Genomic DNA, 11842 nt, shown 5'->3' with positions numbered 1-11842 from the left:
CTTTCGCTTCGGTTAATGACTCTCTTCATGAAATCATTGTACCAACGGCAAATGGGGAAGCGTTATCAAAATCATGACCTGTTCAAGATCTTGTTGTCAAAAATCCTAACTTTTATGCGTTAGTTCCACTAATCGATATGTATTCGAAAATAACTGCAATCGGTTCAGTCATCCGACGGGTACTGACTAACATGTCGTTCCATAGAGGAGCGAAATTCAACCGGAGTCATGCCCGTCGTCTTCTTGAACAACATATGAAAATACTGACGACTGCCTACTCCAACATAGTCGGAGATCTCCGATATCGGAATATTCGTCTGCTGAAGCAGCATCTTGGCCTTTTCCATGCGAAGCATCGTCAGGTAGTCGGTCGGTGTCCGATGCGTGTGCTGACGAAAAATGCGATGTAAATAGCCCGGATGCAGATTGACTGCTGCCGCGATATCCTTCATCTGAATGTTGCGATCCATATTGTGATGCATGAATTCAATGGTTCGTTTGACATACAGTTCCGCCTGATCTGGCGCACTCCGGCTCATTTCTCCGCGCAGACGTGCAACACGGACCAGCAACTGCACGAACAGCGTACGCACCAGCATGCCCTGTTCCGGGGACGTCAGATTCCGGGCTTCGCGGTGATGCGACCTTTCCTCTGGTGGAATGAACTTCATCGGCACGGTTGATCTTCCTTGCTCAAGCAGTCCACGCTGATCGAGTTCCAACACCAGACTTTTCATAATGTGATACACCTCTTCCGGGTCAGGCAGTACCAAATATGGCGAAGCATTGGTTAGTAAAGTATGGACTTCTTCCTCTTCCTGCGCGAGCTGACGGATAGATAACTGTCCAGGAGGTGAGCCTGAGAATCCAAACTCCACATTAAGCATCCTGCAAGGCACACCATCTTCCACCAGCAAACGGTGCGGGACACCTGCGTCGAGCATAATGAATTGCCCTTTTTTCAAAACGGTCTGCTCCGCACTCCCATCCGGCATCTGCACATCCACCCGGCACATTCCCGAAATAATATACATGATCTCCGTCGAATCATGATTGTGATAGGACATACGATAGTTGTCCCATTGCTTATAGTAGTACGCGTAAAAACGCGGCCCGCGGTCCTCAGTTCGCAATGCATCCTGATACAGGCTTCCTGTCCAGTGCTTCGTGATGCTCATATCCATACCTCCATTCCTGCAACGATCGATCCTCACTTTTCTCCATTGTAACAATTCTGTCGGGTGGATATAAACTGTCTTCGTTAAAAGCCTCATTGTATTATCTGATTAGATAAATATATAATTAGTATATAATCTAATCCTTTATGTAAACTGTCTATACTTAAGGAGGTTTCCACGCATGAGTACCACCTTTCATCTGGTGAGACATGGTCTCAAAGAACGACGCATCGGAGATGTCTCCCTTACTTCCGAAGGGGTTTTACAAGCCGAAGCCACAGCACTTCATTTTGCAAAAGCCACCTCTCTCATTACTAAAATCCTGACCAGCCCACTTCGACGAGCCCAAGAAACAGCAAGTATGATTGCCCGCCGCACCCATTCCCATATAACCGAAGATCCTCGCCTGCGCGAACGTGCCAATTGGGGCGATTGCCCGGATCAGTCATTCGAAGAATTCATTGCGATGTGGGATCGATGTACGTCTGACCCAGATTACATTCCACCCGTGGGAGACTCGGCCAAACAGGCAGGTGAACGTCTGGCTTCCCTCCTAACCGAATTGGCTAATGAAGAGCCGGAGAACAGTAACATTATTGTGGTTGCACATGGTGGACTCATTACTGATTTTCTGGTGCAGACCTTTACCGAGCGCGAGCTTAACGTCTGGCATTCCGATTTTATAACTATGCAGAACCAACTTATCCCGGAGTGCTCCATCACCACATTGATCCATGATCAAGGTAACTACACCATTGAAGCGTTCGCTTCTACCGAGCATTTAGACTCTAATTAGCAAAATGAAGTGACGTAAATTCGAATGGATTGGAACACGCGAAGCTCTATCCCCAGATCCTTATGTGAAAAAAGCTCTGAAACCTCCATGTGACGAGACACATGGGAATTCCAGAGCTTCCAAGCTTCGATGCCAACGCTTAAAATCAACGACGCTGCGTTACGTTACAGTATGATCATGAACACATGTTATGTTGCTAGCTATTGCTCATCCAGTCTGCTTACTTTCCGCCCTTACCTGGCGTGTAGAACTTAGGCAGCGTTACTTTTGACCAGTCCATATCCGATGCCATGTAGAAGGACGGATAGGAAGGCTGGTTGTATCCACTGTTCTGTCCGGCAATGCCCACACGATACATCGCATCATGCATGAGCGTGTACAACTTGCGGTCCGTTTTCTCGGTACTCAGATAGATACGAATCGCGGAACTGTCCGTCGTTCTCACCAGCATCTCTTCCCGCCAATCCCCAAAGATATCAGCTACAAGAGAAGGTGTACCTTTGGTGTGATTGTTGGTCAATGTGCCTGTTGCCGTCAGCAACGTGCCACGATTCCAGTCTTTGATGGTTGGTGTAACATCAATCGCACCATCAACGATCTGTGTCGTCATATCACCAGCCCAGCGGATATTCATATTTGTGCCTGGCGCCTGATCACTGATTTTTTCACCCGTAGCTGTCCACAAGCCTACAGCCCATGTCTCAAGTCCACGACGAGTCGGATCAACATCACCCACCATGCCGCGTCCGGTATCTTTCCCCGTGTATCCGCCATAGATTACTTCTCCAGTCTTCGCATCTCGCAGGGAATAGCCGTACGGCGCCCACGGACCACCCTCGTGAACCATAAAAATCTCAAGGCCCGGACGATCCGGGTCGATATCTGCCACATGAAGTGCGTCGCCATGACCCAGTCGAGCAATGGTTCCCGGTGCAGCACTCTCGGCAGGCATCAGGTCTGTTGAGCTGTATAGCACGCTGCCGTCATGATCAATCGTAGCGGAGCCATAGACAATCTCCTGTTTGCCGTCTCCATCCACATCCGCCACACTGAAATAGTGCGCACCCTGAGTTGTAATGGAGCCATACTGCGGATCTGTGCCATCCACACCATGTGGCCCATCATTAAACGGGTTCTTCATCGGTGTCCAGCCGCTGTCCACTTTCCATTCCTTTTTCAGCTTCTTGCCGTCCCAATTGTAGGCAACCATCGTTGAACGTGTATAATATCCGCGTGCAAAGATTGCAGACGGTGTCTTGCCGTCCAGATACGCCACGCCTGCCAGGAAACGGTCCACCCGATTGCCCGGTTCAATCCGTGCCATGGCATAATCGCCCCACATCAGGCCATCATCATGACGCTCGGGTTCATATGGAATGGTTTCCAGCTCTTTGCCTGATTTGCCTTCAAATACCGTAACGTACTCCGGTCCATCCACGATAAAACCTTCAAACTTGCGCAGCTCATTTCGGTTACTGCGTTCTACCGCATATACATCAATGAAGTAGTCGGCCAGGCTCTCGGCATCCTGCTGAGATAATGGGTAATTATACTTTTTCTCCATTCCAAAAGCCTCTTCCAATGTCGCAGGCCAGTTCCCCTTCACAACCTCATCGTGTTTATGCCAGTTTTTGAACATATCCACCACGTGATCGTAGTACCCATCAGCACTTAAACGATAATCATCTTCGTTCGAGTACCCTGCCTTGCGATCCTGTTTCGGAAGTGTGATGTACTTCTCGGAGGTCACTTTTCCTTTTTTGTTATATTTGATAATCTTCGTGCCCGGAGCGGTCTTAAACATCATCTCAGCCTTGCCATCCCCGTCAAAATCGTAAACGAGCATCTGTGTATAATGAGCACCTGCACGGATATTGACCCCAAGATCGATCCGGTACAACAACTGACCGTCCAGGGTGTAAGCGTCGATATAGGTTTTACCCGTGTATCCTTTTTGCGATACGTCCTTGGCATTGGAAGGGTCCCATTTAACGAAAAACTCATACTGGCCATCCCCGTCCACATCCCCCACGCTCATGTCATTGGCGGAATACGTATAAGCTTCTCCGGCAGGCGTCACGCCATCGGCGGGTTTTTGCAGTGGAATGTCCACATACCCGTTCGCCCAAGGTTTGACGGATGCACTGCGTTTGCTTTCCTTGCCCTTCTTGTTCACCGCTGCCACTTCATAACGGGAAGACGATTTACCCGCGGCATCTATATAGTTGGTGCTGTCGGTGACAGTAGCGATCTTTTTACCATCACGATAAACGTTAAAGTCCGTACCTGTCAGCCCTTTGTCGCTATATCCCGTAGCCTCTTCACCAAGCAATCTCCAACTGAGAAAAACACCTTCAGATGTCGATGCAGCCACCAGACCCCGATCCAGATATTCCAGTTGAATCTCTTTCACGTGACTGCCCCCTTTATGTGATTGCAGGCTGGCCTCCGTCGCCCCATTACCGTTGGAAGCTTCCGCTCCCGTAACGCCAGCTGTTCCTCCAATGAGCAAAGCTACGCTGAGTGCCGAAGAGAGCACCTTGGCTGCAAGTGGCATACGATCCTTCTTGCGACCGGATTGCCGACCTGACACCGATCCTTTATGTACCGGCGCTGTTGTTTCTGAGTTCATCCACCTTCACGCTCCTTGAGACAGAATAGGTGACGCATATACACATCGATGATGATTAGACGTTCGATAATCCACACAGGCCTTCTTCAACAAAAGATCCCAATCCATAATGATTACGCTTACAAAATTAAAAAAGAGAAATCAGCTTGCCCGACTACCAGAGTGCGGTCCCCCTTCCATTCTCTTTCCAATCCGAGCGAGGTGATCCCGCCCATCGGGTTCTATTATAGACATCCTGCCTGCCAGACCCTAGGCAAATATCCGTCCAAAACGATCAATAATCAGTGTTTTTAGGAGTCATTTGGAAAATCAACCCGATGACGCTTCAGTCGGAAGGATGATTTAAGCTCACCGCCAAGTTTTTTCTAACGAATCTCACACACCCTATTGGGGCGTTAAACTCCAACAACGAATCCTAACGAATCTCAGCAACCTTATTTGGACCAAATCGGGTCTAAACGGGGCAAAATCCACCCAAATTAACTGAATAGCGTGTCTACGATTCGTTAGAATTTTCAAATGCATCAATTCAACTAAATAACGTGCCCTCTGTTCGTTAGAAAAGAAATAGGGCTGCCCCCTCCCCCTGATCATTTTCATGACCAGAGGACAGCCCAGCTTAATACATCCGCTCTCACATCCTAATTACGGATCTCCAAACGATTCTAAATACATTTTCATGTGAGAACTTCAATCTAGAATGACTCTTGAATGCATAGCAAAAAACCGCAATCCTCTAACACACTGAGGATCGCGGTTAAGACAGTTACAAATAAAGTTTAAGGCTCAATACCCCATACCAGGTTTCCACCTTGGTGGAGTGTTACCTTGTTCCAATCCTGGTAGGATGTTTTCGTTGGATCGAAGGAATAGTCATTCGTCTCGTCAAAGTTGGACCAGTCTGTTTTGTACATGCGAAGCTGGATGTCTCCAGTCTGTCCACCAGCCTGAATGCTGCCAGCGCCAGATGTGAAGCTCAGCTCAACATACGAGTCTGTGAAGGTCCGCTGGATATTGGCTCCGCCAACTTGAGCGTAATCGATGGCAGAATCCATCGCAGCTGAGCCTTCTTTGGAGAAGTAATACCGGATCTTCAGATCACTCAGATTCACAGCAGTACTACCCAGATTTTTGATGTTGAAATACGGTTTGATCTGGCTATCTTGAGCATTGGTATCTCCAGCACGATATTGCACGACAAGATCACTGGTTGGTACAACGACACTTTGAGGTGTCGCGGAAGCTACAGCGGAATCGGCACTTTGCCCTGCTGCATTCACTGCACTTACCACATAATGATACGTTGTGCCGTTCGTGAGGGCAGTGTTCGTGTAGGACGTACCACTCACATTCGCCGCGATCGTTGTGAACGGACCTGTTGCACTCAGCGCACGTTTCACATTATAACTTGTTGCACCTGTAGAAGCGGTCCACGTCAGGCTCACCTGCGCATTGCCTGCAGTTGCTGTGAGAGCAGTCGGTGCTGCCGGCGCCGTTACACCTGCAACGGGTGTAGCTGTTGCTGTTGCAGAGTTAACACTTTCACCTACTGCATTTGTTGCCGTTACCACATAATAATAGGTTGTACCATTGATCAGGCCGGTGTTGCTGTAAGATGTTCCACTCACGTTAGCTGCAATTGTTGTGAATGGACCTGATGCACTCAGTGCCCGCTTCACACTATAACTTGTAGCCCCTGTGGAAGCAGTCCACGTCAAGGAGACTTGAGCGTTACCGGCAGAAGCTGTCAATGCTGCTGGTGCTGCCGGAGCTGTTGTTCCGCCCGGAGGGTTGCCTCCACCGTTACTTGCAGGCAGTACAGGGAATGCGTTTTTCACCAGTGCCACGAATTGATCATGGAACCAGTGACCCGATACCGGAGCATTAGGCAATGCACCTGTTAATACACCATCCCGAGTTGTGAAGGTTGGATCACACATCCGGTCAAAACCTTTGCCTTCGTTATTCGGAATTTCGGAGCTGGAGCCATCGGATTCACCTGGAGGTTTCACCCATACATAAGCATCCAGATGCGCTGGTCCTGGTGCAGCCTTAGGTGCTTCACCAATACCTGCGCCACTGGCATTACACCAGTTCCCCCGATGCTCCCGGCGATCTACACGTCCGGAATTCACATAATCGTTGATGTTGCTGCCCGTAGCAGATGCTGGACGGTCTACCCCGCCCCACCCATTCCGGCTAGTATCAATCAGGAAACCTGTGCTGCTTGGCCAGCCAGCTTGTACGAAATCGGCATACAGCGCAGCAGTGAAATCGGTTTCGTCAAAATACGGATTCCACTCATAAAACTTGGCAGATTTAATCGGTTGTCCACCGATATTGAGATCAGGGTTAGACAGGTTCGGCTCCCCCAGCGGTGTAGTGTTTGCTGTATTTGTAATGAAGCCATCTGCACTGCTCAGACCTGCGGCTGTCCCTTGCACAACACTTGTGTACAGCGCGACTGCTGCAGAACGGTTGTTATCCCATCCAAGCCAGCCGGAGTGGCCGATATCCAGATAGTTGTACACATTTGGAATGGCGTGCAGCTTGTCCAATGCATACTTCACACCCGCCTCGTAAATACCTGTTGAGCTGGCTTGACCACAAGCTGGTGTACTCAGGTTGGTCACAAGGTTAGGCAGACTGTCCGGTTCAATGACAGCAATAATGCGAATATCCTGATACTTCGGATCTGCGAAGATATCTGCGAGCACATCAATATAATCCGTTTTATATGTCTGCAGTGCCGCCTGTGTTAGTGGAAGCTCACCATTTGATGCAAGTGCATGACAATCCCGTCCGGGCAGATTGTAAATAACAAATGAAGCGGTGATCGGTGTACCCGGTTTCTTTTGAGCGAGAACGGCATCAAGATGTTGCTCTACACTTTTACGACCAGCGTTGTCCGTACCGCCATAGATTGCAGCAATCCGGTCAACCCATACTGCGGTTGGATACGATTTGACGGTCTCCATCTTGGCCTTCAACGACGCATCGTTGGTCAGTGCAATGGACGTATCCACGAGAGCTGAATAGTCCTGATTCAGATAGGCCGTTGCCCCTACAAATGGATTATCCACATGTGCTTCAGCCGCCTGAGCCAAGCCTGGAGACAGTCCAGGGAAAATCCCCGCCGCGAGCAGCGTTGCTGCCATAATTTGCTTTACACCTTTGCGCAGGATCTTCTTACCTCTCGATTTGGTTTTCAATTTAGTCTTCATAGTTCCACCTTTCCTTTAGTTAGATTGGGTTGTACTCATGTCTGATCCTCTGTGTCATTATGATGCTTAGCACGAAGAGAACGTTTGGATGAGTTGGTTGTATCACCTCCTAAAGAAATGGTTGTATCACTGGAATCTTGAGCAAACAAATGGTGTGTGAGGGTGAATCATGTGAATGAGTATAATATGGTGGGTGTGGTTGAACGTGTGTTAGACATGAAGAAGTGTGAAAAATGACTTATGGGATGTCTGAATCCTAAATTGGGTAAGCGCTTTCTTCAAACAGTTAAAAAAAAGGCCTTCGCCTATCCATCTACAAACATGATGTTCGGTGTCACCTCCTTATGTTCTGATTATACGACATGTAAATTTTACTGTAAATTGAATTATATAAATTTAATTATATTTTTTTCCATAATTCAGGCAGGAATCTGGACATCCCTTGCTCCAAAAGACACACGAGGTCCATCCTGGCAATCTGCCACAATGAACCTCGTGTTTTACAATGCCGAATTAACCCTCTCGTCTAGCTAGTCACTACATATAATGTCTCGTTCTTATATTCCTACATCTAAGGCAAAACGACAATGTCTCCCGGTTTCAACCCGCTAACCACCTCCGTCTTGTCCCCCGATTCCATTCCAGCCTGGATGGTCAGCGGCTCTGTCTGTCCATTGCCTTTGTCTAACAGTACGTAAGGCTCGGTCTGATCCCGCATGATCGCGAGGCTGGACACAACCGTCACTTTATCCTTCCGCATCGTCTCGATATCGCCTTCCAGACTCACGCCTCCATACATTCTGGCGTCCGGCTTCAGATCAATGACCACGTCAAACTGTGAAACCTGCTTGAGGTCCGTATCGGTACTCTTGCGGGCGAATTTGGACACCTTACTCACCTTCCCCGTGAATTGCAGGTCTTTCTGCGCTGTCATTCGCACCTTAACTGGCATGCCCACCTTGAGCCTGAACATCTCTTCTTCACCAACAATCGTCATAAATTTCAGTTTGCTGATGTTTGTAATGGACCCGATCAGCTGTCCTTCCGTCACCGCACGTGTCTTGCTATCCTCTTCATTCATCTGAAATATACCGGAAGCGGAAGCATACACAACAGACTTACTTATAACTGCCTGCTTTTTCTGTATCTCCTTCTCCTTGAGGACCAACGCTTTTTGATTCAATTCATTCGTCAGGCGTTTACCTTCCCGATCTGCAAATGCCTTCTTGCGCTCCTCTTCCGTCACGCCAAGCGTCTCACTCATATTCGCTTGATCCAGGCTAACCTGATTCATCTTATTTTCCAGCTGGGCTTTCTCCAGATCACTCTGCAACTGTTCTACTTCCGTTTGTAACGTGGAAGTATCGAGGGTAAACAGGATATCGCCTTTGCTCACCTGCTCACCACTTTTCACGTGCCACTGCTTGATGTTGGAAGCATACGGAGCGAAGATTTCCGTCTGATCGGTGTATACGGATTTCCCTTTCACCTGTATCGATTGCGTCATCGTTTCCTGTGTCACATCAAAGGTAATCGGGGGCGGAATCTCTATAGGCGCCTCCGGTTTTGGCTTGTACTTTTCATACAGCCAGTACCCTGCACCTGCCAAAAGTACAACGGTGATGATAATTTTTATCCATTTCTTCATGTGCCCAATTTCCCTTTCGCTGATAAAATTACATTGATTTGATCACAGTTAATGCATTGGTCCGAGATGCACTGATTGCCGGATATATACCCGATACAATGCCAACCAGAACAGCAAAAACAATGCCAAGTGGCAGAGCCGACTGCTGAATAACGACGGTCATCGGACCATTCATCTGATCTGCCATCTGACTCGCCAGCAGACTATTCACTCCGCCGAGGGCAGCAAAGGCAATCCCCACACCAGCCACGCCGCCCATTAATCCAAGCATCGCTGCTTCCGTAATAAACATCTGACGGATCTGCCACAGATTTGCACCCAGCACCTTCATCACACCAATCTGTTTACGACGCTGATGCGTAGACATAATCATCGCTACAATAATGGATAATGAGGCCAGCAACATGATAAAACCACCGATCCCCAATGCCGCTTTTTGGTACATCGCCAATTGACCTGCCATCGCTTCCTCTTGGAACAGATTACTCTGTGTGTTTAACGTCAGCTTTTTAATCTGTTCTTCCACCTGGGATACATAACGTTTGTCCTCAACCTTGACCAGAGCTGAGTTAAGATGCTTGGCCGCACTGCTGTCGGCCTGCTGTAATCCAAGCTCATCCTGCAATGCACGAGCTGTATCGAGCGGCAGATATACTTTTTTATCGTTTTGAGCGCTCATCTCATCCATGTTGGAAGGCTTCGTCAACTCTCCAGACACGCGTATAGAACCACTCATTTTGGTTTTGCTCGCATTCGTATAATCTTCATACCGGAACTGAACCAGCTGCTGAACCAGCTGATCCTGCTTGGCGGACATTTCCGTAAACTGTTCCAAAAGCTCGTTGTTATATGGATCAGCATTCAACTGCTCAAATAACTTCTGAGTTACTTTGGGGTCCACGAGTCCAAATGCAGCCCCATAACTGGTTACCGCCATACGACCATCCTCTGCCCCACGCCCCTCAGCATACTTGTATCCAAACCCACCGAGGGTCTCCAGCTGGGTACCAATGACCTCAACATACGTGCTGCGACCATCCGGAAGCACCATTTCCAGCGAATCCAGCTTTAACATGGGAGCCACGGCAACAACATGGGGTAGTCTTTGGATAATCTGAATCTTTTCCAACGTCAATGCTCCCCGTTCAAACTTCGATGTCTGACCATTCCCCTTGCCGTTGCCGGTACGAATGCCCTCATTAGGCGTAATCGTAATTTCATCCATCTTGTAATTGTCGTTCAATGTTTTCTCGCTATAGGTCTGTACGGACTGCCCCACGCTAAGTGCAATGATCATGGCGGCAGAGCCGATGGACAGCCCCATCATGCACAGCAGTGTGACCATTTTTCTGCGAATGATCTGTCCCCAGGCCATACGTGCTACATCCCGTATTCTCACATTTCCTCTCCTTTTGCCTCAAACTTCCCTTACAGCCTCTTCAACCAATATTCCATGTTGCAGTGTAAGCACAACTTGCATCTGCTCCGCGACCTCTGCTTCATGTGTCACAATGACAAAGGTTGTATTCATATCCCGGTTAAGCTGCTGCAAAATCGCAATAATCTCTTCCTCCGTCTCGGTATCCAAATTTCCCGTTGGCTCATCTGCAAAGATCACCGAGGGTTCGGTAATGAGCGAACGTGCAATACTGACACGTTGTTGTTGACCGCCCGACAACTGGGACGGGAACAAGTTTGCTTTTTCACCCAGTCCCACCTGTTCCAACAGCTTCAATGCTTTTGCTTTGCGTTTCGAAGGGCTTATCCCCATAAACACCAAGGGTAATTCTACATTTTCCCGGATCGTAAGATTGGACAGCAGTTCATAGGATTGAAAAATAAACCCGATATGACTGCGCCTGAACTCAGCCAAGCGATTTTCACTGAAACGTACAATATCTTGTCCCGCAATTAGAATCTTGCCCTGATCCGGTTTCATCAGCCCTGCCATCAGATTCAGCAGTGTGGATTTACCCGAACCAGAACTGCCCAGCAGGGCTACCATCTTGCCTTCTCCAATCGTCAGGTTGATATCCTGAAGCACCGGCACGGTTCCCTGGCCATTGCGGAACGAGTGGGATAATTGTTCAACTTGAAGCATTACTGCATGTCTTCCTTTCTACTTGCTAAATATGTACAGAGGTTGTTCAAAAAGTCCCATCTTCTCGGTACTGAAAACCAGTCTTTTTTGAACTTGTATGTAAAGATTCGCGTAGCTCATTCCCTTTTCATTATAGGGTGGAGATGTATCCGGGCTGGCCGGAGTTGTATCCAACTTGTAACATGTCATAACAAAAAGACCTTGTCCGCAGAGCAGCTATCGCTCCATCATACCAAGGTCTTATACTCGTATATCTTCCGCAG

Annotated in this window: 7 protein-coding genes; 1 reads left to right on the top strand and 6 read right to left on the bottom strand. The window is 48.3% G+C overall.

All coding sequences use genetic code 11. The features are described from left to right. Nucleotides 1-164: 164 nt before the first annotated feature. Complete coding sequence (locus MKY44_RS05325) at nucleotides 165-1178, bottom strand: AraC family transcriptional regulator (RefSeq protein ID WP_341006314.1); 1014 nt, start codon at nucleotides 1176-1178, stop codon at nucleotides 165-167. Nucleotides 1179-1359: 181 nt separating this feature from the next. Between MKY44_RS05325 and MKY44_RS05320 the strand changes: the two genes are divergently transcribed. After that, a complete protein-coding gene (locus MKY44_RS05320; protein WP_341006313.1) occupies nucleotides 1360-1974 on the top strand; it encodes a histidine phosphatase family protein in 615 nt (204 codons plus the stop codon). A 220-nt stretch (nucleotides 1975-2194) separates the two neighbouring features. Here MKY44_RS05320 and MKY44_RS05315 read toward each other — a convergent pair whose 3' ends face one another. From MKY44_RS05315 to MKY44_RS05295, 5 genes are all read right to left on the bottom strand, one after another. After that, a complete protein-coding gene (locus tag MKY44_RS05315) occupies nucleotides 2195-4531 on the bottom strand; it encodes a rhamnogalacturonan lyase (RefSeq protein ID WP_341009785.1) in 2337 nt (778 codons plus the stop codon). Nucleotides 4532-5385: 854 nt separating this feature from the next. Then, a complete protein-coding gene (locus MKY44_RS05310; RefSeq protein ID WP_341006312.1) occupies nucleotides 5386-7830 on the bottom strand; it encodes a glycoside hydrolase family 6 protein in 2445 nt (814 codons plus the stop codon). Between the two features lie 571 nt (nucleotides 7831-8401). Further along, nucleotides 8402-9478, bottom strand: coding sequence for an efflux RND transporter periplasmic adaptor subunit (locus MKY44_RS05305; RefSeq protein WP_341006311.1), 1077 nt, complete (start codon nucleotides 9476-9478; stop codon nucleotides 8402-8404). A gap of 28 nt (nucleotides 9479-9506) precedes the next feature. Next, nucleotides 9507-10877 carry an ABC transporter permease gene (locus tag MKY44_RS05300; RefSeq protein ID WP_341006310.1) on the bottom strand — a complete coding sequence of 457 codons (1371 nt, stop codon included), beginning with the start codon at nucleotides 10875-10877 and terminating at the stop codon, nucleotides 9507-9509. Nucleotides 10878-10895: 18 nt separating this feature from the next. Then, nucleotides 10896-11579: an ABC transporter ATP-binding protein gene (locus tag MKY44_RS05295; RefSeq protein ID WP_091015773.1), complete on the bottom strand. Its 684-nt coding sequence runs from the start codon at nucleotides 11577-11579 to the stop codon at nucleotides 10896-10898. Nucleotides 11580-11842: the final 263 nt, after the last annotated feature.

The sequence above is a fragment of the Paenibacillus sp. FSL R7-0026 genome (assembly GCF_038004485.1).
Classification (GTDB): domain Bacteria; phylum Bacillota; class Bacilli; order Paenibacillales; family Paenibacillaceae; genus Paenibacillus; species Paenibacillus xylanexedens_A.
Note: the sequence above shows the minus strand (reverse complement) of the source record. Positions and strands in the feature narration are given on the sequence as shown.